General features: G+C 66.6%; 22 protein-coding genes and 1 pseudogene. 13 read left to right on the top strand and 10 right to left on the bottom strand.

Annotation, left to right across the window (positions count from 1 at the left end; genetic code table 11):
- Positions 1-173: 173 nt before the first annotated feature.
- On the bottom strand, positions 174-1271 hold the full coding sequence (locus BLR41_RS19530; RefSeq protein WP_245694570.1) for a carboxylate-amine ligase: 1098 nt from the start codon (positions 1269-1271) through the stop codon (positions 174-176).
- A 207-nt stretch (positions 1272-1478) separates the two neighbouring features.
- On the bottom strand, positions 1479-3386 hold the full coding sequence (locus tag BLR41_RS19525) for an FUSC family protein (protein ID WP_245694568.1): 1908 nt from the start codon (positions 3384-3386) through the stop codon (positions 1479-1481).
- A 386-nt stretch (positions 3387-3772) separates the two neighbouring features.
- Here BLR41_RS19525 and BLR41_RS19520 point away from each other — a divergent pair, with 386 nt between their 5' ends.
- Entirely contained in the window at positions 3773-4441 is a 669-nt protein-coding gene (locus BLR41_RS19520) for a trimeric intracellular cation channel family protein (protein WP_092631238.1), read from the top strand.
- Positions 4442-4582: 141 nt separating this feature from the next.
- On the opposite strand, the gene BLR41_RS19515 is transcribed toward BLR41_RS19520, so the two are convergent.
- Both BLR41_RS19515 and BLR41_RS19510 read right to left on the bottom strand, forming a co-directional pair.
- The gene (locus BLR41_RS19515; RefSeq protein WP_176798070.1) at positions 4583-5041 is read right to left on the bottom strand and encodes an amino acid kinase family protein; all 459 of its coding nucleotides are present in this window, start codon (positions 5039-5041) and stop codon (positions 4583-4585) included.
- 263 nt (positions 5042-5304) lie between these two features.
- Positions 5305-5739, bottom strand: a pseudogene (locus tag BLR41_RS19510) (FAD-dependent oxidoreductase); the annotation flags it as partial.
- A gap of 1137 nt (positions 5740-6876) precedes the next feature.
- Between BLR41_RS19510 and BLR41_RS19505 the strand changes: the two are divergent.
- The 7 genes from BLR41_RS19505 (at position 6877) to BLR41_RS19480 (ending at position 11442) form a co-directional block, all read left to right on the top strand.
- Positions 6877-7788 carry a metal ABC transporter solute-binding protein, Zn/Mn family gene (locus BLR41_RS19505; protein ID WP_176798069.1) on the top strand — a complete coding sequence of 304 codons (912 nt, stop codon included), beginning with the start codon at positions 6877-6879 and terminating at the stop codon, positions 7786-7788.
- Positions 7785-8549, top strand: coding sequence for a metal ABC transporter ATP-binding protein (locus BLR41_RS19500; RefSeq protein WP_092631232.1), 765 nt, complete (start codon positions 7785-7787; stop codon positions 8547-8549). Before BLR41_RS19505 ends, BLR41_RS19500 begins: the two co-directional genes overlap by 4 nt.
- Complete coding sequence (locus BLR41_RS19495) at positions 8546-9421, top strand: metal ABC transporter permease (RefSeq protein WP_218120265.1); 876 nt, start codon at positions 8546-8548, stop codon at positions 9419-9421. The genes BLR41_RS19500 and BLR41_RS19495 overlap by 4 nt, the downstream gene beginning before the upstream one ends.
- A gap of 215 nt (positions 9422-9636) precedes the next feature.
- Positions 9637-10062 carry a universal stress protein gene (locus BLR41_RS19490; protein WP_092631229.1) on the top strand — a complete coding sequence of 142 codons (426 nt, stop codon included), beginning with the start codon at positions 9637-9639 and terminating at the stop codon, positions 10060-10062.
- 209 nt (positions 10063-10271) lie between these two features.
- A complete protein-coding gene (locus BLR41_RS23215; RefSeq protein WP_218120263.1) occupies positions 10272-10412 on the top strand; it encodes a DUF2267 domain-containing protein in 141 nt (46 codons plus the stop codon).
- Between the two features lie 10 nt (positions 10413-10422).
- Positions 10423-10713 (top strand): DUF2267 domain-containing protein, encoded by a 291-nt coding sequence (locus BLR41_RS19485; protein WP_218120262.1) that lies wholly within the window; start codon positions 10423-10425, stop codon positions 10711-10713.
- Positions 10714-11055: 342 nt separating this feature from the next.
- Positions 11056-11442: a hypothetical protein gene (locus BLR41_RS19480; RefSeq protein ID WP_092631226.1), complete on the top strand. Its 387-nt coding sequence runs from the start codon at positions 11056-11058 to the stop codon at positions 11440-11442.
- Between the two features lie 80 nt (positions 11443-11522).
- On the opposite strand, the gene BLR41_RS23210 is transcribed toward BLR41_RS19480, so the two are convergent.
- The 3 genes from BLR41_RS23210 to BLR41_RS19465 are packed head-to-tail and all read right to left on the bottom strand — an operon-like array spanning position 11523 to position 15804.
- Positions 11523-12506, bottom strand: coding sequence for an electron transfer flavoprotein subunit alpha/FixB family protein (locus tag BLR41_RS23210; protein WP_092631223.1), 984 nt, complete (start codon positions 12504-12506; stop codon positions 11523-11525).
- A gap of 3 nt (positions 12507-12509) precedes the next feature.
- On the bottom strand, positions 12510-13274 hold the full coding sequence (locus BLR41_RS19470; protein WP_092631220.1) for an electron transfer flavoprotein subunit beta/FixA family protein: 765 nt from the start codon (positions 13272-13274) through the stop codon (positions 12510-12512).
- Positions 13275-13287: 13 nt separating this feature from the next.
- Complete coding sequence (locus BLR41_RS19465) at positions 13288-15804, bottom strand: GcvT family protein (protein WP_092631217.1); 2517 nt, start codon at positions 15802-15804, stop codon at positions 13288-13290.
- Positions 15805-16552: 748 nt separating this feature from the next.
- Between BLR41_RS19465 and BLR41_RS19460 the strand changes: the two genes are divergently transcribed.
- On the top strand, positions 16553-17653 hold the full coding sequence (locus BLR41_RS19460) for an acetate/propionate family kinase (protein WP_092631214.1): 1101 nt from the start codon (positions 16553-16555) through the stop codon (positions 17651-17653).
- A gap of 409 nt (positions 17654-18062) precedes the next feature.
- Here the strand turns inward: BLR41_RS19460 and BLR41_RS19455 are convergent, their stop codons facing one another.
- A complete protein-coding gene (locus BLR41_RS19455; RefSeq protein WP_092631211.1) occupies positions 18063-20459 on the bottom strand; it encodes a phosphoketolase family protein in 2397 nt (798 codons plus the stop codon).
- A gap of 727 nt (positions 20460-21186) precedes the next feature.
- Here BLR41_RS19455 and BLR41_RS19450 point away from each other — a divergent pair.
- From BLR41_RS19450 to BLR41_RS19435, 4 genes are all read left to right on the top strand, one after another.
- Positions 21187-21657: an Hsp20/alpha crystallin family protein gene (locus tag BLR41_RS19450; protein WP_245694557.1), complete on the top strand. Its 471-nt coding sequence runs from the start codon at positions 21187-21189 to the stop codon at positions 21655-21657.
- A gap of 151 nt (positions 21658-21808) precedes the next feature.
- Positions 21809-22105 carry a DUF3303 domain-containing protein gene (locus BLR41_RS19445; protein ID WP_092631205.1) on the top strand — a complete coding sequence of 99 codons (297 nt, stop codon included), beginning with the start codon at positions 21809-21811 and terminating at the stop codon, positions 22103-22105.
- Between the two features lie 359 nt (positions 22106-22464).
- Positions 22465-22836: a CBS domain-containing protein gene (locus BLR41_RS19440; RefSeq protein ID WP_218120260.1), complete on the top strand. Its 372-nt coding sequence runs from the start codon at positions 22465-22467 to the stop codon at positions 22834-22836.
- A gap of 132 nt (positions 22837-22968) precedes the next feature.
- A complete protein-coding gene (locus BLR41_RS19435) occupies positions 22969-23856 on the top strand; it encodes a universal stress protein (RefSeq protein ID WP_176798068.1) in 888 nt (295 codons plus the stop codon).
- 42 nt (positions 23857-23898) lie between these two features.
- On the opposite strand, the gene BLR41_RS19430 is transcribed toward BLR41_RS19435, so the two are convergent.
- Entirely contained in the window at positions 23899-25125 is a 1227-nt protein-coding gene (locus tag BLR41_RS19430; protein ID WP_218120259.1) for an MFS transporter, read from the bottom strand.
- Positions 25122-25832, bottom strand: a complete 711-nt coding sequence (locus tag BLR41_RS19425; protein ID WP_092631202.1) for a GntR family transcriptional regulator — start codon at positions 25830-25832, stop codon at positions 25122-25124. Before BLR41_RS19425 ends, BLR41_RS19430 begins: the two co-directional genes overlap by 4 nt.
- Positions 25833-25849: the final 17 nt, after the last annotated feature.

Below are 25849 nucleotides of genomic sequence, written 5' to 3'. Positions count from 1 at the left end.
GCGGATGATCGCGATCGATCCGGCGGGATGATCGGTTACCTGACGAATCAGCGTCAACACCCGGAGTGTTGTTCGTGGTTTTCGGTGAGCCCGTTCCGGGCGATGGGAATTTCCCGGTCGGTGCCGGAGTTCATCCGGACCTCGCGCGCCGATACGGTTTCCGCAGCGCCCGCTCAGTCCTCGCCCCGGGTGACGGTCATCGCGGTGAGCACGTCGTTCAGACTGCCCCGTTTCCGGAACGCGAGTCGTTGCGCGGCGGCACTAGTACTCCCGTTCAGCAGCCGGGAGATCCAACCGCGAACCCGCTCGTCGTCGCCGCGGGCGCGCAGCGGCGCGTCCAAGTAGTCCAGCATGCGTCGTACCTGTTGTGCGGCGGGCCGGGAACGCGCCGAGATCGGGTCGACGAGCTCGCCGGAGAGCCCGGAACGGGCAGCTCGCCAGCGAGCCGCGTGCTCCAGTTCCGGCCTGGGGAGGCGCTGGGGTGCTCGCTCCCGCCGCTCCGCCACACACCGCTCGGTCAGTGCTCGGGCGAGCCCGGCCAGCATCACGGTCTGTTCCGGACGCGGATCCACGTCGCACACCCGGAATTCCACTGTGGAAAGGTGCTCCGAGGGGCGCACGTCCCAGTAGAGCATCTCGCGGTCGCGCAACACCCCGACGTCGACCAGCCGCTGGGTGGCGGCCACGTAATCGGCGTAGGAGTCGAACAGCCCCGGCATACCGGCGCTCGGCCACTGCCACCAGATCTGTGCCCGGTAGCTGGCGTAATCGGTGTCCTCACCGCGCCAGAACGGTGAGTTCGCCGAAAGGGCCAGCAGCACCGACATCCAGGGGCGAACACGATTCATCACCGCCACGGCGTCCTCCGGGTCGTCGACCCCGACGTGGATGTGACAGCCGCAGACCAGCTGTTGTCGTGCCACTACGCCGAACCTGGCCATCGTTTCCTCGTAGCGCGCCTTCGGGGTGACCGTTACCCGCTGGCTCCCCGGGTACGTGCCACTGGCGATCAGACTGTTCTCCCATTCGTTCGCCGCGGTGACCAGCTCACCACGGAGTCGGACCAGTTCCGAGTGGAGTTCGGCCAGTTCGGTGCACACGGGGGTGGACAACTCGATCTGCGAGGCCAGCATTTCCGGATCCACCCGTCCCGGCGCCACGGCTGTCAAGCGTTCTCCCGCGAGTCGGGGACCGGCGTCGGACAACTGCCCGGTGGTGGTGTCGACGAGGTGGAACTCCTCCTCCACACCCAGTGTGAGCGCACCGTTCACGCCATCACCTCCGGAGACTCCCACTTCCATCCTTGCTGGTCGCTCGCTGAGCCGCCATCCGGAGCGCTCGGCCGGGCTCCGCCGTGGTGATCCGTACCGGAGGCCGGTCGAGCGATCTCGGGCCTACCGAGGTGAGACCTGTTGGGAGGTTCGGCCCACCGGAGAGGCCGGCGCCGGACCGGCATCTCGATCGGCGGCGCGCGGGAATCAACGGCGCGCGGCCTCGACACGCTTCCGCGGTCGGCCGGGTAACTCCCGCTGTCGCTCGTTGATCTCGTTGCCGAGTTCGGCGAGTCGGTCGGGAAGGGTGGCCGGAGGCTCCGCCGTCCCGGTGCTGGCCAGTTCCCGCAGCTGGCGTGCCGTCGATCGCATGCTCGACACGATCCGTTGAGTGTGTTGCAGGCTGAACGCCTCGTCGCCCCGTTCGATGTGAATGGCGCGCTCGGTGGCGCCGTCCACGAGTCGTTCCAGCACGATGATCGAGGTCCACCACTGCTCCGCGGTGCTGGCCGAGGTGGGTTCCACCAGGCGTTGGCGCAGCGCGGTACGCAGCTCGGACAGCTGGCGGTAGCTACGACGGCGTGCTGCCGACCGTCCCTGCTCGACTCCGGCCAGCGACAGCGACACGTATTCCGAAACCGTTTCCACAGCCGCGGCGAACCGCCGCGCCAGCGGAGCCTGCCGCTGCAGCGGGGAGAAGAGGACACCTACCACCAGCAGAATGGCGCAGCCGAGCAGCGAGTCGACCAGTCGTACCGCGGGCAGTGCCGGTATCGACTCCACCTGGACCATCTTCAGCAGCACCAGGCACGTCACCACACCGGTGAACAGACCGTAGTGGCGGCTCAACGAGTCGGGCACCAGCGCTGCCAGCAGCACCATGAACGGCAGCAGCCACCAGCCGTGCGGCACGAGGGCCAGCAGTGCGGCAGCGGCGACCACGCCGACCACGCTTCCGATACCGCGCAGCATCGTACGCGCGAAGACCGATCCCGAATTGGGCTTCAGGATCAGCGCCACCGTGAGAGCGACCCAGTACGGTTGTTCGAGCGGCAGCGCCAGTCCCACCACCTCGGCCACGGCCAGACACAGCGCCATCCGCGACGCCAGCAGCCAGCCGCTGCGCCCCACGGCCAAGCCCTCTCGCCAGGCCCGGAACCTGGCGCGGCGATCCCGGTTGTCATCCAGCTCGGTGGGGTCGGCGAGCTTCGCGGTGCGCAGTGAGTCGATCAACCCCGCCAGGGACTGTTCCAGCGCACGCACGGCGGTGGAGGTCTCGTGCGTCGTCGCTCGGGAGGGTGGGGGAGTCGCGCCGGAGCGCACGCACCGTGCCAGGGTGCGCATCGTGCTCAGGGTGCGTTCCGGGGGTCTGCTCCCCGCGTGTGCGAGGGCCACCGAGGCCTCAACCATCGGTGTGGCCTGCGAGAGCACCACGTGGAGCCGGTCGTGCACGCGGCTGCGGGCGGTGGCTCCCGCCGTGACTGTGATCAGGGTGTCGTGCGCCTCGTCCAGTGCTCTGGTCAGGGCCTGCCGCGCGTCGGTACGGGTCCGGGAGCTCTCCGCGGTGAGCATTCGAACGGTGGTGTCGAAGACCCGCGCCACCGCCTGCCGCGCGGGTGCTGTGCGGCGGAACGGCCAGGTGGCGGCGATCAGTGCGAACGCCATCAGCTCACCCGCCACGAACCACCACAGCTGTCCGGCAGCGCTCATCGTCTCGGCAGGATGGCCGGTGGCCACGATGCAGAACGTCAGCATCTGGGTGCCAGCCGCCGCCCAGAGGTCGCCCATCCGGCTCGCCAGTACCGACAGCACCGAGACCGTCACCACCACACCGGCGGCAACCCACGGTCCGGGTGCGTGCACACCGAGGGCGAAGCCGATACCCCCCAGGACCACGGTCAGCCCCACCCGGCGCAGCCGGTACCGGTAGGAGCTGGTCAGGTCGGAAAAGCTGATGCACAGCGCTCCGAGCGAAAGCAGGACCGTCTCGGCGATCCGTCCGCTCGCAAGCCCCACCGCCTGCGGACCGGCTATTCCCAGTGCCGCCACACCGACCCGGCTCCAGTCCACCGGTATCGGGGCAGGACGCAGCATTCTGCGCAGCCAGGAAGGCACGACAATTCGCAGTAGATACAGTAATCCGCTCCACCACGGCCGTGGTCGGGTAACCGCACCGACGGAGAACACTCCACCTCCCGATGATCATGAGTACGCCGCTCGAACTTTCGACGCGGCTCGGGTTTCACTCCCATTATTGCCCGGTTCGCCCGCGCCTAGTCCGGTTCACCGCGCACATCACACCTTGTCGTGTGTCACTCCCAGAAATTCGGTGAATGCCCGGTAAAACCGGTGTGTCGGTCGTTTCGTCACGTTTTTCGGCGGTTTTCGCGAGCGAGTTGGCGCGCGTGCCGAATTCCGGAAAATGTGAATCCTCTCTCACGTTTCGGAATCGCCTCGCCCGCGATACCGGGAACTCCCCAGGTGCCCGGCACACTGGGGCAATGACCCAGACACCGTTGCTGCTGGCCCTCGACCTGACCGGAACATTCGCGTTCGGTCTCAACGGCGCGTTGACCGCGGTACGCGCGGTACGGCTGGATCTCGTCGGAGTGCTCACATTGGGAATAGTCACCGCGTTGGGCGGCGGCATCGTTCGAGACGTTCTCATCGGCTCACTTCCACCGGCCACCTTCAACGCCATCAGCTATCTCGGAGTGGCCGCGGCCGGTGCGTTGCTCGCGTTCTTCCTGAGTCTGCCGTTGGAACGGTTCGCCGCGCTGATCACGATCTTCGACGCGGTCGGCCTCAGCGTTTTCTGCGTAACCGGGGCGAGCAAGGCCCTGGAATTCGGACTGGACGGGGTGCAGGCGGTTCTGCTCGGGGCGATCACCGCCGTCGGGGGCGGAACGATACGCGACGTGCTGCTCCGCCGCGTTCCGACGGTGTTGAGCAGTGATTTCTACGTCGTGCCCGCCATGGTGGGGGGCGCGGTGACCGTGCTCGCCGAGCGGATGGGAGTTTACGGCCTGGCCAGCGCATTGGTCGCCGCGGCCGTTTGCTTCGTCATCCGAATGCTGGGTCTGCGATTCGGCCTCTACGTACCGAGCACGCCGCGTCGGACCAGCCGCCGTGGTGGGGAGGCTTCCTCGCCGGGCGCCGGCAACGAGTGAGTCCGTCCCATGCAGTGGGTACACGGACGTACGAGGATGACGGTGAGCCTGGCTCCTCCACTGCCGAGGCGGATGCGAACAGCGTTCGTGCGAGTTGGTGCCGATGGGGTCGATTCCGGGAATGCTCACCGCGACGAGAGTTCAGTGTCGTTGGTCGGGGTCGGCGGTCCCCTCCCGGTCCGATGAGCCGGAAGTGGTCGCCCACCCTCCCGGTGTGCGGAGGAAGCCGATGTGACGGGGCACGTTGACCCGGAAGCCGTCATCGCTGCTTGCCGGGGCCTGTATCCCCGTCATGGCTCCGTCGGGCTCGCCGTACATCTCGAGTCGTTCCACGGTGCAGTGTCGCATGACCTCCCGGATGTACGGGTCGGACAGTTCCCAGTGCCGCAGCATCGCGGCCGTGTCCGGGTAGAGCTGGAAACTGTGCGCGAGCAGCTGATCCTCGTCGATGAACACCTGCACCATCAGTTGGGGACCGTGTTGTTCGACGAACTGCACCGCCTGAGTTACCGCCCGCTTGTACTCCTCGAGGTGGCCCTCGGCGATGCGCATCGTGTTGTGCAGCAGCAGTGGTTCGTCTCGGGTGGACCACGGGGACATGACCGACCTCTCCGACGCCGCTCGTGGCTCGGCCCGGTTCCTCGCGGAGCGGCAGGTCGACGAGGTGGGACGATGTTCGACGAGAAGAGCCGGTTTCCCGGCCGCCGCAGTGCTATCCCCACGGGCGGAGCTGTCGAAGTACGCCGTTCCCCTGGGGAGCCGCGGATCGCCTCGCTTCTTGTTCGCGAATCGGTGGTGACGACACCGTGCAATCACGACGCGGATCCGTGGCGAGCGTCGCTTATGGCTGCCTCGGACCGGGATCACGAATCTCCTTTCCGGCTCGGGTCGGTGGAGGTCAACCGCGGTGAGTCGCCGGTCCGGCGCAGCTTCTCGATGAGGGAAGTGGATTTGCCGGTGAGTGTGGTGGCCACGTAACGGCCGATGACGGGAAGCCGCGCGAGGCGCAGCATCGCACGCCGTAGCCGAAGCTGCAGCCTCGATGCGGGCAGGAACCAGCGTGCGGTGCCACGCCCGGTCCGTTGTTTCTCCTCGACCACCGGGCGCCACAGCCGTTCGTAGGTGACCAGGGCGTCGTCGATCGATCGTGCTCGGGTCAGCTGGTCGGCGAGCAGGTACGCGCCGGCGATGCCCAGCGACGCGCCGATGCCCGCCAGCAGGGATACGGCGTAACCGGCATCTCCGAGCAGCACGACCCGCCCCTTGCTCCAGCTGGGCATCTCGATCTGGGCGACCTGACAACTGCCCTGGACTACTGGCCTGATGCCGAAGCGTGCAGGAGCCGGGCGCAAATCTCCGGGAGGAGCAGTGTGAGTGGATGCGGGCGTGAGTGGATGCGGCTCACCTCATCCGGACACCCGTCGAGCTGGATCGTCGTGCAGTTACAACCTGCCGGTTTCGGTGCGTGGTGCTGGTGAGAATCGTGCCGCGTACTCGGGTGCCGAGGCCGGGAATGTTCTTGGTCGGCCTGCTTCCGTCGTCGAGCCGAAATCGGAGCGAGGGTTCTGCTGCTCAGGAGTTGCTCGCGTACCGTGAAGCTGCCGTGCCCTCGTGCTTTTTTTCGGGAAAGTCCGCGACAAACTGCTATGAGGGCGAGAGAGTTTGCGGATGACGTAGTGGGGCTCGTTGTTCCTCCCGGAATGCTGCAGCAGATCGGGAAAGAGGGTTCGCGCGTGCTGGTCCGGGTCCCGCGCGAGTGACGATCGTTGCTTCTCGAAATGGCAGGAATTCCGTGGTTCGCCCGGAGTTCCGGGGCCGAATGTGGAATGGTTTCCTCGATCGGCCGGCAATGACGGGCCGTCGACGGTGTTGGGACGCACCTGCGGATTCCCGGCGGTTGAACCCCAGGAGAGCACTCGGAAATGGGCTTCCAGCGTGCCGATGAGTTCGGGGTGTTGTTCCGACGTGGCCACGGTCGTCCTCAGATCTTCGGTACGAGCGGAGCCGGGGTGGCTGATAGATGAGGCGAGGTCGTTGAGGCGGTAGGTGTCGGGGACGAGTTCGAGGTCACGGATCAGCTCGAGCATGTCGAAGGCCTGTGCCCCCGCGTCTTGGAGCTCGGTGCGGGCAGCGTCGTCGGGTTCCCACAGCGGCGATGGTCGAGGCCGAAGCCGTCCGAGCCCGCGCGAGCAGCGGGTCGATCCTCGGGGAGGAGGCGTCGCGCGCTCTCGGGTGTCGACGAGCGAAATCGTGACCCCTTGCCCTCGAAGTTGCTTCACGCAACTCCCCCGTCCGGTGATCTTTTCCACATTCCTGGGGCCCGTTGGGCGATTGACACAGCTTGTTGGTAACGGTTTTCATTTTCATGTCACTGGTTGTCGGAAACCCTGCGTGACCGATTACCCAACGTGTCCAACTTCGAGGTGAACCGAGACTTGTTCGAACAACGAGGAAAGCCCCGCGGCGCACGGAAGTCGCTGGCGCTCGTGCTGGCGGTGTCCGGTGTGCTGGCCGGTGCCTGCGGAACCGTGGGAAGTGATCAAAGCTCCACCGGAGACGGTTCCGAGCCGTTACGGGCGTTCGTGAGCATCCCCCCGCAGCGCTACTTCGTGGAGCACATCGGCGGGGAGCACGTCGACACCACCGTGCTGCTGCCACCCGCGGCCTCGCCCGCGCTGTACGAACCCAAGCCGTCCGAACTGCGGTCCCTCGCTGAGGCCGACGTCTACTTCGGCGTGGACGTGCCCTTCGAACGCTCCATGACCGACCGGATCAAGGCGGCCGGTGGAGACGACATGCGATGGGTGCGGACCTGGCAGAACGTCGACCGCGGGCAACTGGCGGGCGGCAAACCCGATCCGCACATCTGGTTGTCACCGCGCCGGGTCAAGACCCAGGCCGAGACGATCGCGGCAGCGCTGAGCCGGATCGACCCCGCGCACGAGGCGGACTATCGGAACAACCTGCGGCGGTTCGAGGAGCGCGTCGACGCCGTCGACGCCGACATCGCGCGCGAGCTCGAACCTGTCGCGGGTAGCACTTTCATGTCGTTCCACCCGGCGTGGAACTACTTCGCAGGCGATTACGACCTGAAGATGCTCCCCATCGAGTCCGGTGGCAAGGAACCCAGCGCCGCGCGGTTGCGCGAGATCGTCGAGCGGGCCGAGAACCGCGACATCCGGGCCGTGTTCGTCCAGCCCCAGTTCTCGAAGGACGACGCGCGCACCATCGCCAACCAGGTGGGAGCCACGGTGCAGCCGCTGGATCCGCTGGCACGGGACTGGGAGAAGAACATGCGCCACGTCGCGACCGAGCTCGCGAACGCCTTGCGGGACGGCTCCCGATGAGCCCGAGGGCGAACGCCGTGACACTGACCGGGGTGCGCGCGGGGTACGGTGCCACCCCCGTGCTGTCCGAGACGAACCTGACACTGGCATCGGGTGAGTGTCTCGCGGTGACCGGCCCCAACGGCGGAGGAAAGTCCACCCTGCTCGGATTGCTCGTCGGTCTGCTGCGCCCGTTCACCGGGCAGGTCGAGATCCACGGTAGCTCACCGCGCCGGGCTCGGGGACGCATCGGCTACCTACCCCAGGCAGCGCGGCTCGACCTCGAGTTCCCGCTGACGGTCCGCGACCTCACCGCGATGGGGCGTCTCCGTTCGACCTGGTTACCACAACGACTGCGTGCCGCCGACCGCGCGGCGGTGGCGGATCTCCTGCGGTGGGTCGGGCTCGCGGAGCTCGCCGCGCGCCCCGTGGCGGCCCTGTCGACCGGACAACGCAGACGTGTGCTGCTCGCCAGGGCGCTGGCCACCGAGCCGGACCTGCTCGTGCTGGACGAACCCGAAGCGGGGATCGACGCCGAGTCGGCCGAGCGGCTCCAACAGCTGTTGTCCTCGCTGATCGGCAGCATGACCGTCGTCGTGGCCTCCCACGACATCGAGGGCATCGCCACCCTGGCGACCTGCGGCGTAACGGTCGACCACGGCCTGACCCCGTGGTCCGGCAACGGGGGGCAGGACGAGCCGTCACGAGGAGTCGGTGATCCACCGGACGAGACCGATGGCCGCTTTCCGGAGCACGCCGGTGCGATCGGAGGTTCGGTGTGATCGAGGCGCTGCGTCTGGAGTTCATGCAGAACGCCGTCACCGCGGCGGTACTGGCCAGCGTGGTGCTCGGCGTGGTCGGCTCCCTCGTGGTGGTCAACCGGGAGGTCCTGGTGGGCGGCGGTATCGCGCACGCCTCCTACGGCGGAGTCGGGCTGGGCTTCCTGCTCGGGCTCGACCCGGCCGTGACGGCCATGCTCTTCGGTGTCGTCGCCGCTGTGATCATGGGTGTGCTGCGGCGTTACGTTCGGCAACGCAACGACACCCTGATCGGGATGCTGTGGGCCGTCGGTATGTCGCTGGGAGTGGTCTTCGTCCAGCTCACCCCGGGGTACACCGCCAACGCTCGCAGCTTCCTGTTCGGCTCGCTGCTGTCGATCCCACGCGGCGACCTTCCGCTGCTCGGCGCGGTCGCAGCGGTGCTCGTCGGTTTCGTCGTGCTGTACTACCGGCCGCTGTTGGTCCACTCCTTCGACCGGGATTTCGCGCTGAGCCGCAACCTGCCGGTCTTCCCGCTGGAACTGGTGCTGTTGGCGGCCATCGCGCTGGCCGTGGTGGTGCTCATCCAACTGGTCGGTGTGGTCCTGCTCATCGCACTGCTGACCATCCCCGCCGCGACCGCGGGACTGTTCACCCGCACGCTCGCGAGCATGATGACAGCCACCGTCGCGGTGGGCGTTCTCGTCACCCTCGGAGGATTGAGCGCCTCCTACACGTTCGACCTGCCCTCCGGCCCCGCGGTCGTGCTCACCGCGTGCGTGGTCTTCATCGTGGTCCGCGGCGTTTTCCTGCCGATGCGGGGTCTGATGAGCACCCCACTCGCGGATCGTTCGGGTTGTCGAAGTGACTCGAACGGTGGTGACCCGTCGCGGTAGCGGCGGTTGCGCAGGTCGGGTTCGGCGTGGCGGCTTACGGCGTCCTGCACTGTTCGCCACGCGGGTTACCTGTGGCCTCGTGCCGCCATTCGGCATGTTCCCGTCTCGAGCTCTCCGGTGAGTGGGGTTCGACGACAAGCGGCCGTTGGTCATCGGGCGGAGGAGTGGGAACGAAACCAGTATGGGCAGGGCGACATTGCGGGGGAGGGAGCACGATGACGAGTCCGCATACTTATACCGTTGTGGTCGGCGTGGACGGTTCGGAACCGTCCAAGGCCGCCCTGCGTTGGGCTGTTCGTCATGCGAACAAATTCGGCGGACGTATCAAAGCAGTACAGACCTGGGACGTGCCGACATCCTACGACTGGAGCATGCCCGGGTTGCAGAATCTCGGCGAGGAGACCGAAAAGTCGCTCGCGGAAACCGTGCGGGAAGTCGCTGGTGACAGCACTGCACCTATCGACAGGTCGGTTTCCCGTGGACATCCGACACGAGCGCTGCTCGACGTCGCTCATGAATCCGGTGCCGAGCTGATCGTTGTGGGCAACCGTGGTCACGGTGGTTTCGCCAGTGTTCTGCTCGGGTCGGTGAGCCAGCACCTGGTGAACCACGCTGACAGGCCCGTCGTCGTCGTTCGGTGACCCGAATCGCTCGACTTCAGAGGTGTGAACCCGGCCCGACGGCTCGTGCCTCCCCGGCCTTCGGCAGGACTTCTCAGCGGGTCCGAAAGACGTGAGCCGCTTCCACCGACGCCGGGAGCCAGCATCGGGAAGGTCGATGGACTTCCGTCTCTACAGCGACTCCGACACCGAAGCGGATTCTGGGGTGGTCCGGGTGAAGGGGGGTAACCGTGCCGACGACGAACACCACCATCCTCGACCACGCCGTGCAGATGGCAACCAAGCGGGTGCAGGACGTTTGTCGGGAGTTCGACACCGACCGTCGACATTTCGCCTACCGGGTGTTGCGTGCCTGGATGCACACTCCGTGATCGCCAATCGGTGGAGAGTGCGGCACACTTCGCCGCACAGCTTCCCGAGCCGCTGCGCGATGTCTACTACGAGGGGAAACCCCACCGCTGTCCCGAGATGTACGACGCGAAGGAATTCGTCTCGCGTTTCGCGCGGGAAGCCGATATCTCGATTGCGGACGTACATCGGGTGGCCCCGGCCGTAACGGCGATCGTTGTCCGGCAGCTGTCTCCCGGACAGTTGGACAAAGTACTCGGCCGGTCGCCGCGGGGATTCGTGCGATTCTTCAGCCGCAGGCCCCGGTGGGAGCAACGTAGCTGAGTCGACCGGAAGAACTCGACAGTCGCTCTTGCCGGGTAAGCCGATTCTCCGGTTAGGTTAAGGATGGCCGCCGAACCGACCGGTGAATCGCTTCGAGCATGCCGCGAGTCCGGTGGGTGCGGTCTAACGTCGCGGCCCGAACCGGTCGTACCCGCGAGTTCACGTATCCCGTCACCCGGGGCCCATCACCGTACCCACGACAACCGAGCCCGTAACGGGGACTCGGAAACGGCAATCCCGGGCTCGCCCTTTGCGGAGCCGCGTGCACGGTCTCCGGGAGTGACCGGCGCCGTCCGCCGCTGCGAGCACTCGTGTGAGTTCCGTCGACACTCGGAGGCGTCCATGAGCAAGAGGGGCTTCGCGACGCCCGCGGCCAGGCGCTCGGCCGCACGTGCCGCGCTGCGCGAACTGGAGCGACACGACCGCGATGTGAAAGTGCGGGTGCGATGCGCGGCCAACCACCGCGTGGCGAGCGTCTACACCACTGATGCCGGGCTCGTCTACACCGCGCGCAGCGGACTGCATTCCCACGGTTCGAAGGATTTTGTCGATGTCGCCCACCACGATTCGGAGCACGGGGTGGATGTGGTGGACTTCCTCGACACCGGTACCGACGCCACGGCCGAGGACGAGCTGCCCGCCGCGTGCGAGTGCGGACCGCGGGCGATCATGCGTTCCGAGTTGCTGCAAGCGATCGAGGCCGAACAGCGACTGGTGCTCGTGTCCTGAAGGAACGGGGAGCACGGTGCGCCGGAGGGGGGAGCGGGGCTGCACGCTCGCTCGCGATCGATCCCGATCGGCATCCTTGATCACGCGGCTCCCCGGGCCTGCTTGCTAGCTCGTACCCGTTCGAGCACGGCGGGCAGAACTTCGTGCACGTCACCTATGACCGCGTAATCCGCGCGTGTGACCAGTGGTGCTTCGGGATCGGTGTTGATCGCGAGAATGGTCTTGGCGCCCATACACCCCACCCAGTGCTGGGTCGCACCGCTGATACCGCACGCGACGTAGAGATCCGCGGCGATCTTCGTGCCCGTCAGGCCGACCTGGTCGCTGTGCGGTCGCCACCCGCTGTTCGTGGCCACTCGGGAACAGCCCACCGCCCCGCCGAGCAGTTCGGCCAGTTCTTCCAAGGTCGAGAAGCCTTCGGCGCTGCCGATTCCGCGACCTCCGGAGACGACCACCCTGGCCGTGGCAAGCGAGACACCGGTACCGCCGGGCGCCGTGCGTTCGACGAGCCTGCTGTGGACCAGTTCGTCGGCGTGTTCGGGTACGAAAGTGTCGGTGGCGATGTCTCCGGGCACGGCGACCTCGGCCGGTTCGACGCAACCGGGAACCAGACTGACGAACTTGACCGCCCCGGCCAGCTCGGCGTCCTCGAGCAGCATCCCGCCCCCGCGGAGCCGGGTCAGACTCCACAGCTCACCCGCCTCCACAGCTACGCAGTTGCTGGCGAATGCCTCACCCGTACGTGCGGCAGCGTGAGCCGTGATCTCATTGCCCCACTCGCCTGCCGTCACGACGACACCGGTGGCTCGGACGTGTTGGACGAGCTCCGCGAGAGCGAGGCCCCGGCATTCGGGGGATTGCTCGTCGGCGAACGGTCCTTCGATCCGGTGCAGCTTGGCGGCGCCGTAAGCGGAGAGCGCGCTCGTGAACCCGTCATCGGCGCTGAACGTCACGGCGTGCACGGGGACATCCAGCTTCGTCGCCAGCTCGCGGGCGAGAGTGAGCGTCTCGCGGGAAGCGTCGGAAACGGTTCCCGCTTCGTCTTCGACGAGGACGAGCAGCATGCTTCACACCAGTCCCTTCCGCGTGAGGAGATCGACAACGGATTCGGCGGCGTCGGTTCCGTGCCCGAGTACGACGGTCTCCTGTTCCTGCTCAGGAGGCTGTCGCAGTCGCAGCGTGCGCAGGTTCCCCGGCGAGACCTCCGGACGGATGGTGCGCAGGAACGCCTTCTTGGCTCGGAGTCTGCCTTTGATGGTGGGATACCGCGGCAGGTTGAGCCCCTCTTTGACGGCGGCCACCGCGGGTAGCGGCGCCTGGTAGGTCTCGATGCCGTCGGCACCCTCCCGACGCAGGAACACCTGGGTGCTCTCGTCGGGGATCCGGATGCCCTTGATGCCGCCGACCACGGGGCGGCCCAGCGCGCACGCGACCCGAATGCCTACCTGGTAATTGCCCGCGTCGGCGGATTCGTTGCCGAAAAGGAGGAGGTCGAAGGTTCCCTTCTCCGCCTCCAACGTCCCGATCGCTTCCGCCAGCACGACGGCCGTGGTCTCCGGTGCCTGCGTGGTCTGTTCGACGAGCACTCCGGTGTGGGCACCCATGGACAGCGCGTAGCGCAGTTGCTGTGCCACGTCGGGCGGGCCCGCGCTGAGAACTGTTACCTCACCGCCGTGTTCGTCGGCGAGCCGGACCGCCTCTTCCACGGCGCATTCCTCGTGAGGACCGATGGTGAATCCGATGTGGCGGGTGTCGATGTCCGTGCCGTCCTCGGTCAGCGGCAGCTTCCCACCCGGAGCGGGTACCCGCTTGATACAGACGAGTATCTTCATGGCCGTTCCTCCGTCAGGACTTCATCCGCTCGTCATCCGGGTCGAACAGCGGGGTGCGCCCCGCTCGCGCGACTTTGACGGGGTAGCGCTCGCCCATGTACTCGACGAGCAGCGCGGTTCCCTCCACCGCGTAAACCGCGGGCAGATATCCCATGAGCAGGTATTCGCCGAGTGAGGGCGCCGATCCAGCGCTGGTGACGTAGCTGCCCCGTCCCTTGCTGTCGACGAGCCGATCACCGCTCGTGGTCAGGATCGGCGAGTGGGCCTGCGGATACCGGGCCACGCCCGCGGAGTCGGTGTTACTTACCAGCGAAAGCGTGCACAACGTGGCGGCGGGACCCTGCTCCCTCGCCTCGAGGTAGGGCTGTTTCCCGATGAAGTCGGGCGATTTCACCTTCGACAGCGCCAGTCCCGCTTCCACCGGGTCGTACTCGCCCTCGAGCTCGGCACCCATGAGCCGATAACCCTTCTCCAACCGCCCCGTCGTGCCGTACACGCCGATTCCGGCGGGCACGATGCCGTGCTCCCGGCCCGCTTCGAACAGCGTGTCCCACAGCTTCATTCCCTGCTCGAAGGGGGCGTGCAGTTCCCATCCGAGGTCCCCGACGTAGGAGATCTTGACGGCGAGGGCGGGCACTCCGTCCACATCGATGTGTCGTGCCGTGCCGAAGGGGAAAGTTCCGGCTGAGAGGTCGGCCTCGGTGACCGAGGACAGCACGTCGCGAGCGCGCGGTCCCCAGAGACCGAGGGTGCACACCGCCGAGGTCATGTCGGTGAACGTGACCGATCCGTCCTCGGGAAGGTGGTCGCTGAACCACTTCCTGTCGCGCGCGCCGTCGGCACCACCGGCGATGACGCGGAAGAATTCCGTGCCCAGCCGGACTATTGTCAGATCGCTGCGGAAACCGCCGGAGCGGTCCAGGACCGGTGTGTAGACGATCCTGCCCACGTCCTTGTCCACTTGGGCCACCGCCATGCGCTGCAGGTAATCGAGAGCACCCGGGCCGGACACGTCGAACTGCGCGAACGCGGTCAGATCGATCACAGCGACCCGCTCGCGCATCGCGAGGTGCTCGGCGTTGATGATCGGCGACCACCAGCGAGCGTCCCACTCGTGCGGGCGGTTGCCGATGCGATCGGCGTACTGCTCGAGCAGCGGGCTGTTCGACTCGTACCAGTGCGGCCGCTCCCACCCGCCGACTTCGAAGAACTTCGCCGAAAGCTCCACTTCGCGGGTGTGGAAGGGGGAAAGCCGCTGCCCGCGGTTGGATTCCCACTGCTCCTGGGGATGCACGATCCCGTAGATCTTGTTGAACCCTTCGCGGGCACGTGCCCGAACGTGTGTCGTGGTGCGCTGGTTCGGGTAGAAACGGGCGATGTCCGCACCGTGCAGGTCGATCTCGGTGCTGCCGTGGGTCATCCACTCGGCGAGCAACCTGCCGACCCCGGGGCCTTCCTTGATCCACACCGAGGCCGCCGACCACAGGCCCCTTACCTCCGGGGTCTCTCCCAGCAGGGGCGCGCCGTCGGGTGTCATCGACAGCAGGCCGTTGATGGAGTGCCGGATCCCCGCCCCGGGAGCGTTCAGGATTTCGGGGAACAGTTCGAGGGCGTCTTCCATCTGCGGGTCGAAGTCCTCCTGGGTGAACGGCAACTGCGTGGGCGAGAGTTGCGCGGTTTCGTAGGAGGGGATGTCGTCGGCATCGTGCAGGATCGCCCGGTGCGCGTAGGAGCCGATCTCGAGGTCGGCACCGCTCTGCCGCTCGTACATGAGCGGATCCATGTCGCGCACGATCGGGTATCCGATCTCGGAGCGGGTCTCGGCCAGTTCCGGGATGGGGCCGACGTCGATCAGCTGGTGCACAGCCGGGGTGAGCGGGATCCGGGCACCGGCCATCCGTGCGATGCGCGGACTCCACACCCCGCACGCGACGACGACCGTGTCGGTCTCGACATCACCGCGATCGGTGCGGATCTTCGATACCGTGCCGTGCCGCGTTTCGATACCGGTGACCTCGGTGTTGGCCGACACGGTCAACGCTCCGAGCGCCTGAGCCTGCTCCCGCATCAGCGCCCCGCTCCGCAGCGGGTCGACCACCGCTACCGAGGGGGTCCAGAAACCGAGCTTTACGATGCTCGAGTCGATGAAGGGCACGAGTTCGGCCACCTTCTCGGGGCCGATGAGCTCGGAGTCGATGCCCCACGCTCTTGCCGAGGCCATGCGACGCTTGAGCTCCTCGACGCGTGCCTCGGTGCGGGCGATCTCGACACCGCCAGAGGTGACCAACGTGCCCAGCTTCTCGTACTGGTGCATGGAGTCCACCGTGATCGCGGTGATCTCCTTGGAATGATCGACGGGGAAGATGAAGTTGGATGCGTGGCCGGTAGATCCTCCCGGGTCGGGCAAGGGGCCTTTGTCCAGCAGCACGATGTTGTGCCAACCGGCTTGCGCGAGGTGATGGGCCACGGAGTTACCCACGATCCCCGCACCGATGACGACGGCCTCGGCCCTGTCGGGAAGGTGGCTCATGGGGACTCCAATCGGGTTGTCGGGTGAGTCTGGCTGTGCTGGATCACCGATCTGTTCTCTTGTCCGAGTGCGGCGACGTGCTCGTGCGGGAGCCCCGACGCGGCATTGCTTTCGGTGGGAGCGGTGAGCGGATCGCCGTGGTCGCCGAGGGATTCCTCGAGTCAGCTGAGCCGGTGGAGCGCGGGAAACCGCGTCCGCGTGGTGGGAACGTTGTGGTCCTCGAAGGTGGCGCATAGGCGCGCGTGGTGCGTGGTCCCGTCCGCAACGTGATGAGCGTGCTTCCCCCGGTCGTGTTCGCGGAGTGATCAACCGGTTTCGGGTACATGGGGTACGCCCCGCTGTTGAGAATGGGCGTGTTTTGGTGCCAGGACTCGAACTCGGCCGGACCGGTCGGCTGGCGAGCACCCGAAGCCTGACAAGTAGTTGTGACAAGACGCACAAAAATAAGATAAGGATATTGCGCGCACTACGCAACGCGTTGCCTTATCCGAAACTTTTTGTCGAGTGTGGTAGCCGGTACCGGGAAGCTGCGCCGCGTGCGAGTGCTCTCTCGAATCCGAGCGGTTCTCGGGGAGCAGTTGCAATCGCCTGCACGGGTGCGGGGGCACGTTACGCGGATGCTGGAGTGGTGAGCACGGTGAGGTTCTCGCCGCGTGTGGGCGGCGCGCTTGCTCCAGGGGCGGAAGCGGGATGAGGCTGGGAACGACTGACACGTCCGTGATCGCAATCGGCTTCCCTGGGGTGCCACATGTACGTCCTGGTGGTCAATGCCGGATCGTCCAGCTTGAAGCTGCGGCTGCTCGATCCCCGGGACGAGCTGGCCGCCTCGTTGGACCTCGACGAGTGGTCCGGAGAACAGGAGATCGGGTCGTTGCGGGAATTCGTGGCGGGGGCTCCTCGAATCGACGCCGTGGGGCACCGGATCGTGCACGGCGGCGCGAATTTTCGAGAGCCGGTACTTATCGACACGGATGTTCGGAACCGAATCTCGGAGTTGGCCGAACTGGCCCCGCTGCATCAGCCTCGCGGAGTGTCGGGCATCGACGCCTTCTCGGCTGTCCTGCCGCACGTACCGGCCGTTGCGTGTTTCGACACCGCTTTTCACGCCACGTTGCCCGAGGCGGCAGCACTGTACGCACTGCCACGTGAGTGGAACGAGAAGTGGAACCTGCGACGGTACGGCTTTCACGGGCTGTCGCACGCCTACGCCTCACGGCGGGCGGCCACCTTGCTCAGGTGCCCGGTCTCCGAGGTGCGGGTCATCACCTGCCACCTCGGTGCGGGCGCGTCCCTCGCCGCCACCGTCCGGGGAAGGTCGGTCGACACCACCATGGGCTTCACTCCCCTGGAGGGGCTGGTGATGGCAGCTCGCAGCGGTAGCGTCGATCCGGGACTCGTGCTCTGGTTGCAGTGCCGCACCGGGGCGACCGCTGCTGAGCTGTCACACGTGCTGGAACAACGTTCGGGATTGGCCGGCATGACCGCTGGCAGTGGGGACATGCGCGAGGTCCTGCGAGGTGTCGCCGCGGCCGACCCGGCGGCGACTCTGGCCTTCGAGGTCTATTTGCATCGGTTGCGACGTGAGTTGGCCGCGATGACAGCGGCGGCCGGTGGATTGGATGCGCTGGTGTTCACCGGGGGCGTGGGAGAGCACTCCCCAGAAGTGCGCTCAGGCGCTGTGCGGGGGCTGGGATACCTGGGGGTCGAACTCGACGCTGAGCACAACCGGACAGCCGCTGCCGACGCCGATATCAGCGCTCGCGAGGCCCCGGTACGCACTTTCATGATCAACGCCCGTGAAGACCTCGAGATCGCACAAGCTTCCCGAACCGTTCTCGGAAATCGGTAGCGAACAGCCGGCCCGACTCCCGCCCCGGCCACAGTTCCGGGCGACCCGACCGATTCGAGTCGGTTTACCGAGCGCTCCGAAACCGAGGGGCCACGGGAGAAGCAGGTATGCCCCCTCCGAGCGCAACGTTTCACGAGAAGGTATGACAGCCGCGGCTGTCAGAAAGCCTCTCGGGCAGCTCGACCTCCGGTACCGAATCTGTTGCCGAAATGTCGGTCCGAACGCGCCCCGACGAGATCTTCTCACGTTTCGCGTGGTGCGTGTGACTACCGGGAGAGCACCCTGCCAGCCGTGTGACGAGTGAGCGCGGGTAGACCGTCCACCGGTGAGCCGCCGTGCTCTCGTCCTGGTTCGATGGCGGCAGCCGCTCGTGTGGACTCGAAGTGACCGCGCGCTCGGCCACGACGTGTCAGTAGGGCCATCGCCAGTCGCGCACTTCGGGGAGGTCCTCGCCGTGGGAGCGAATCCAGGCTCGGTGCTGAATGCGCTTGTCCCGCATGAGCTGGCGCAGCCGGGCGGCCCTCGCGCCCAGCCCGGGCACGTGGTCGACGACGTCGATGACCAGGCGGAAGCGGTCCATGTCGTTGAGCACGAGCATGTCGAAGGGTGTGGTGGTGGTTCCTTCCTCCTGGTAGCCACGCACGTGGGTGCGGTCATGTGATGTGCGTCGGTATATCAGTCGATGGATCAGCCACGGATAGCCGTGGTAGGCGAAGATTATCGGACGGTCGGTGGTGAACAGGGCGTCGTACTCGGCATCGGGCATGCCGTGCGGATGTTGGGTGACCGGTTGCAGTCGCATCAGGTCGACCACGTTGACCACCCGTACCCGCAGGTTCGGCAGGTGCTCACGCAGCAGTGCCGCCGCGGCGACCACTTCGAGGGTGGGGGCGTCACCCGCGCATGCCAGCACCACGTCGGGTTCCTCGCTCGGCCCCTCCGTACCCGCCCACTCCCAGATTCCCGCACCACGTGTGCAGTGCGGGACCGCTTCGTCCATGCCCAGCCAGTCGGGGCTCGCGTTCTTCCCGGCGACGATGACGTTGACGTAGTCGCGGCTGCGTAGGCAATGATCGGCCACCGACAACAGGGTGTTGGTGTCCGGTGGCAGATATACCCGGATGATCTCGGCCTTCTTGTTGACCACGTGATCTATGAACCCGGGATCTTGGTGGGAGAACCCGTTGTGGTCCTGTCGCCACACGTGCGAGGTCAAAAGATAGTTCAACGACGCGATCGGTCGCCGCCACGGCAGGGCGTGGCTGACCTTGAGCCATTTGGCGTGCTGGTTGAACATCGAGTCCACGATGTGGATGAACGCTTCGTAGCAGTTGAACACCCCGTGCCGACCGGTAAGCAGATAGCCTTCCAACCACCCCTGGCAGAGGTGTTCGGACAGCACCTCGAGGACTCGTCCTTCCCGGGCCAGATGCTCATCTGTCGAAAAAGTTTCGGCTCCCCATTGCTTGTCGGTCGCCTCGTAGACGGCGTCCAATCGATTCGAGGCCGTCTCATCGGGCCCGAACAGCCGGAAGTTGCGTTCGTGCCCGTTGAGTCGGATGACATCGCCGAGCATGCGTCCCAGTGCGCGGGTCGGTTCCGAGAGGTCCGAGCCGTGTCCGGTTACTTCGGTCGCGTAGTCCCGGAAATCCGGCAGGGCCAGATTTTTGAGCAGCGTTCCACCGTTGGCGTGCGGGTTCGATCCCATACGCCGGGTTCCGGAAGGGGCCAGAGCGGTGATGTCCTGGGCGGGACGACCGCGCTCGTCGAAGAGCTCCTCCGGGCGGTAGCCTCGCATCCAGCTCTCCAGGATCCGCAGGTGTTCCGGATTCTCCCGCACGGCCGACAGTGGTACTTGGTGCGCGCGCCACGTGCCTTCCACGGGGAGTCTGTCCACATGTGCTGGACCGGTCCAGCCCTTGGGGGTGCGCAGTACGATCATCGGCCACCGGAGTGGCTCGAAATGCTCGGAGCCGGTGCGGGCGCGGTGTTGGACGGTGCGGAGATCGGCCAGCGCGTTCTCCAGTGCGGCCGCCATCCGCTGATGCAGCGGTGCGGGATCGTCTCCTTCCACGAAGTACGGGGTGTAGCCGTGTCCTCGCAACAGCGAGTCCAGCTGCTCCCGGGGCAGCCGGGCGAGCACGGCCGGATTCGCGATCTTGTAGCCGTTGAGGTGCAGAATCGGCAGCACGGCCCCGTCCTGTTTGGGGGAGAGGAAGGCGTTGGCGTGCCAACTGCTCGCAAGCGGGCCGGTTTCGGCCTCGCCGTCACCGATCACGCAGGCCACGATCAAATCGGGGTTGTCGAAGGCCGCGCCGTAAGCATGAGCCAAGGAGTAGCCGAGCTCTCCGCCCTCGTGGATCGAGCCGGGAACCTCGGGGGCGACGTGACTGGGTACCCCTCCCGGAAAGGAGAACTGCCGGAACAGCTCGTGCATACCGGCTTCGTCACGGGGGACGTTCGGGTACACCTCGGTGTAGCTGCCCTCCAGCCACGTGTTGGCCAGCAATGCCGGTCCGCCGTGCCCTGGGCCGATCACGTACATCATGTTCAGGTCGTGCTGGTTGATCATTCGGTTCAGGTGCGCGTAGCAGAAGTTCAGCCCCGGGGTTGTCCCCCAGTGCCCCAGCAACCGGGGTTTGACGTGCTCCGGCCGCAGCGGCTCGCGCAGCAGCGGGTTGTCGAGCAGATAGATCTGGCCGACCGAGAGATAGTTCGCCGCCCGCCAGTAGGCGTCGATACGGCGGCTTTCCTCGCCGGCGAGGACTTCCTCGATCGGCGGCTTCCCCGTGGTGGTCGATCGCATACCTGGCCCTCCTCGAGTTTCGACGAACTGAAGGAACGGGGCGCGTGTTATCTCAGCTGCACGACCGAAGGCGCTCCTGTGGGAAGCGCATCGCGTGGCCGGCCGACAGCGACCGGGTGCATTGGTCGGAGCCGACCTGCCGCGGCCGATGAGGTCCTCGTGGAGTCCGTTACCCGAGGCACTCCTGCGGTCGAACAATCCCTCACCGCGGACTCCTCGCTGGAACTCGTGGCTGCGCGATGACGAACAACGCCCGGTCCGGCCGGGACGCCCACTCGATGCTTGTCCTGACCGACGATAAGACTCGTCGTTTTCTTTCACCCTGTGGTGAGCACGTTGAGCGTTCGGTAGGTCGGTGAACACTACACACGGGCTGCGCTCGCTCCGATGTCTGCCGAGATCGCCACTGGTCTCCTCGGGTGGCTGTGCAGCCGACGACGGCGTCGACCGCGAGAAACCACACGGAACCGCTGGCAACTAGTACCCGCCGGCGGCGTTCTCGCGCTGTGTGCAGCGCAGCGGGGCCCGTAAGCACCCGGCTCGGGCGAGGAGCTTCTCGCGCTCAGGGCGAGCAAGGGACGTTAGGCACTGTACGTGCGAGGTGGACGGGCCGAGACTTGGTGCAGCTGCTGCGCGGCAGCGGGAACCGGACATCGGTCGTGGACCGCCGACGACGGTTTTGAAAAGGGATGAGTGTTTTCGAACAGGGGGTTCGACGATGACTCTGATGCGGTTCGATCCATTTCGGGACATGGACCGACTGGCCGAACAACTGGCCGCGGCAAGTCGGTCACCCAGGGCGATGCCGCTGGAGGCCTACCGGCACGGCGACCAGTTCATGATTCACCTCGACCTTCCAGGAGTCGATCCCGCGGACGTGGAGCTGACTGTCGAACGCAATGTACTGAGTATCAGCGCCAAGCGCGGCACCGCGCGTCGAGAAAGCGACGAGCTCCTCGTCGACGAACGCCCGCAGGGGACGTTCTCCCGGCAGCTGTTCCTGGGTGAGAACCTCGACCTGGGTAAGTTGACGGCGAACTACGAGGGTGGCGTACTGACGTTGACCGTCCCGGTCGCGGAGGAGAGCAAACCTCGTCAGGTGCCGATCGCCTCCGGCGAGCAGGTGCCGCAACAGCTCAGTTCCGAGAACGTTCGTGACGAGCGAGTCGCGGAGCGAGAGGAAACCGCGAACGCGTAGTGATCCGCCGCCTTCCGCGTGGGGTGCTCCCGTGAGACTGCGGTGATATCCGGCCGCCACACCCGGTCGCGAACTGCGATGAACCGGACGACGTTCTAGCGTGGTTCACACGGGCCCGTATTCGGCACCGCTTCATTCTGACGGGGGGACTATGTTGTGGTACTGCCGCTTCCGGTGGCACGAGAACACTCGAGCCGATGATGTGCGTCGTCGAGTCCTGGAACAACACGATCTCGGCAACAACAAGGCCGACAAGATCCGCGGTTGGTACAACCTCGTCGGCGGCGGAGCGGGTTTCCTGCTGATCGAGTCGGACTCGCCGCACGAAGTGACCGATCTGCTGCAGCCCTACATGGATCTCGTGAGCTGGGACGTGCACGCGGTGTACGAACTCCCCTACGGCCGGATGATCGAGGAAATCCGCAAGCAGCTGCAGGTCAGCGCCTGATGAGTTCGGCAGCCAAGATCGCGGCGAAATCGTTTCCGGCGGGAAGTCGTCGCGGCCGATACGCGGCGTCGTGGGCAAAGCGGAGTGACCGGAAACCGCATGCCACCGGCACCTGGAGTGTGTAGGCTGCTTCGCATTCCCGGAGAGGCGAAGCCGGACCGCGATTCGACGGCTCGCTCGCCCATGGATCGTGAACTGCTCCCGACGAGGCGCGCTCGTCGGATCTTCGGGTGGTGCCGGTGCACGTGCGAACCGTCCGAGATGACGAGCATGAGCGAAACGCCGCTACGTCCAAGCGAGGTATACCTGTTCGGAAATCTTTCCGGGCAGGTACTCGCCGAATATTGGAGGGGTGCTCGATGCAGGTGGCGGAGGCTTTCCGGCCGGGAGCTCTGACTTGCGAGACGGACGATCCGCTCGTAGACGTCGCGCGTGAACTGCTGGAGAACAGTACCGGTGTACTTGCCGTGCTCGACGGGAACATGATCGTCGGAATCATCTCGGAACGAGACATCGCACGAGCGGTCGCCCACGGTACGGATACGTCGACGGCGACGGCCGAGATGTTCGCCACCGAACATGTCGAGACCGCCAAACGGGACGAGAACACCATGACCGTCGCGCGGCGAATGCTCGACGCGGGAGTTCGGCACCTGCCCGTCGTGCAGGACAGCATGGTCATCGGAGTGATCTCGATGCGAGATGTCCTCGCGGTCGAGGCGTGGACATGACGGCTACGACCGGTATACACCCCATCCGGTGGGACTGACGAGATCGGTGACGCTCCGTTCCGCACTGCGCTCGCTCCGGGGTAGCCGGACACTACGAGCCGACCCAGTACATCGTCGCGAAGGTCGACTGGTATGAGCGTGCTCGAAACGGAAACGGTCGTCGCCGGCTACGACGGCTCCGCCGAGTCCCGCAGGGCCGTCTGGTGGGCGGCGTCGGAAGCGGTAACCCGCTCACGACCGCTACTGCTTGTCCAAGCCTTCACCATGCCGCTGGAGGAACTGACACGGATCCACTTGCCCACCGAACCGATCGTTTTCGACTCCCCCCACAGTGTGGCGGACGAGGAGATCACGCGGATGGCCGAGCAATGTCGAGAACAGTTGCCCGATCTACGGGTGCGGACCGAAACCCTCGTAGGCCATCCTGCGAACGTACTGCTGGACGCTTCGCTGCGGGCGAGCGTTCTCGTGCTGGGGCCCCCGGAGCCGAGCAGGGCGCAGCGGGTTCTGCTCGGCTCGACCGCCGCCGAGCTTGTACGCCGGGCACACGTTCCCGTCATCACCGTCCGAGGTGAGACCGAGAATAATCAGGGAGAAGGGGTACCTGTACTCGAACGCGTGGTCGTCGGGGTCGACGGTTCCACACACAGCCTGCGGGCGATCGCCTTCGCGCACGACTTCGCCGCGCGGCACCAAGCCGAGCTGACCGCTCTGCTGGTGCATCCCGAAACCGGTCGGAGAGGGGAACGAGAACAAGCAGAACCCAATCCGATCGAGACCGGTCGACGGGAGCTCGCCGAGGCGATGGCGGGTTGGGGCGAGCAGTATCCCGATGTCGTGGTCCGCCAGGAGGTCACGACGGCCAGGAGGGTCTCCGATCCGCTGCTCGAGGCCGCGGGGCACGCCGACCTGCTCATCGTCGGAACTCACGGCCGAGGAATCGTCCGCGCTGCTCTGCTGGGTTCGGTCAGCCACGCGGTGGTCAACTACGCGGAGTGCCCGGTAGCCATCGTTCACTGATCCGGAGCCGGTCTGCTCGCTCTTCGGTTCGCCAGCCGTGGCTCAATCCGCTGCGGGGAGCTCGCCGCCCCCGAACCGGGCCAGTCCGCCGGTGGCGAGCAGCAACACCGCGGCGAACAGCAGGGCGCTCGCCGCCCCCAGTGAACCGGACACCGCGCTGGCGCAGGCGGGCAGCGCCACCTGCCCCGCGCGGTTGGTCCACAGCCGCAGCGCCAGCCCGGAACCACGGTTGGCCGCACCCGCCGTGCGCACCACCGCGGTCATGGTCAGCGGTTGACCGATTCCCAGCAGGAATCCGCCGACTCCGAGCGCGGCGGCCATCGCCACCACTCCCAACCCGGGTGCGGTGACCAGTGTCAGGCACGTCCCGGCGCCGAGGCAGCTGGTGACGATCAGAGTGCGTCGCTGCCACCGCGCCGCCAGATACCCCAACCCCAGTCGCGACAGGATCGAGGCCGCCGATCGCACCGCCAGCAGCGTACCGGCCAGGGCGGGAGCGATGCCGCGGTTCTCGGCGATCAGCGGTAGATAGGCGGTGAGCAGGTCGACCGCGCCGAGCAGCGCGAGGCTGGTGAACAATCCGGTGGCCATCCCCGGCCTGCGCAGCAGGCTGAGCGTGCCCCGCTGCTCGCCGGAATCAGGGGCTGGGGGAGTGCCGGAAGTGCCGCGACGCAGCAGCAGCGCGGGCAGCACACCGACGGCGGCCGTGAGCGCCCCGACGAGGAACGCCTCGCTCGTCGCCCCGGTCAACGCATCCCCGGAGGCCTGCCCCAGCAGCAGACCCGAGCCCAGCGGGCCGAGCATCTGGCCGACCGACACGGCGGCGGTGAACAGGCCGAAGTTGCGGTCCAGCGCGTCATCGGCGGAGACCGTGGTGATGAAGCGCTGACCACCCATCATGAACACGATGTGCCCCAGGCCGAGCACGGCCGACCCGACGGTCACCCCCGGCAGCGACGTCGAACTCGCCAACCACAGCGGGGCCGCGACGAGCAGGCAGGTTCCGGTGAGCAGCACCGGCACGGTTCCGCCGTGTCGGTCGGTGTAGCGGCCCAGCGGTAACGCCACCACGAGCGACAGCATCGCGTAGGCAGCCGTGATGAGTCCGACCGCGACCTCGCCGCCACCGAGGGAGATGGTGCGGTACGAGATCAGCGGCCGGGCCAGGTTGAGGGTGGTCTGGGTGCAGACGACGCACACGAGCAGCAGCGCCAGTTGCGGCGATAGGCCCTTCGGGAGCGAGACGCCCTTCGTTCTCGTCGTGCTCACGCGGTCGGGCCGATCTCGACGTCGAAGGTGCCCGCGTCGATCCCGGTGGTGAGCTGCTCGATGATCGCCTCCCGTGTGCGGGAGAGGTGCGCGGTGAGTGTGGCCGCGGCCTCCTCGGCGTCGCCGTCGAGCACCGCACGGCACATCCGCCGGTGTTCGCGCGCGGATCCGGGCAGCCGCTGGGTCGCCGAGTGCGCGACTTCGAGCAGCCGTGCGGACTGGCCACGCTGGTGATCGATCGTCCGTGCGAGCTGCTGGTTGTGGCAGGCGGCGGTGATGGCCAGGTCGAACCGCTCGGTCAGCCGGTGGAAGGGCGGTGCCAGCTCGGCGTGCGGTGTCGTTTCGATCCGTTCGGCCAGGGCGTCGAGCTCGACGGCTATTTCGCTGAACTCGGTGAGCAGCTCGGGGCGGGTCCGGCCGTCCTCGGCGACCATCCGCACGGCCGCGGGCTCCAGGATCATGCGGAACTCGAACAACGTCCGCACACCGTGCAGCGAGATCGGTGCGACGCGCGCGCCCGAGCCCGGGGTGAAGCTGATCAGCCCTTCGTGCGAGAGCTGTCGGATCGCCTCCCGTACTGGCGTGCGGGAGGCCGCGAGGCGCTCCGCCAGGCTCGTCTCGCTCAGCTGCGCCCCGGGCGGTAGTTCCATCTTTTCGATCAGCTCTCGCAGGCGCAGGTAGACAGCCTGGGTCTTACCGAACGACATCGCTCTCCTCGGTTGGG

Source organism: Actinopolyspora mzabensis, assembly GCF_900101095.1.
GTDB lineage: Bacteria > Actinomycetota > Actinomycetes > Mycobacteriales > Pseudonocardiaceae > Actinopolyspora > Actinopolyspora mzabensis.
Note: the sequence above shows the minus strand (reverse complement) of the source record. Positions and strands in the feature narration are given on the sequence as shown.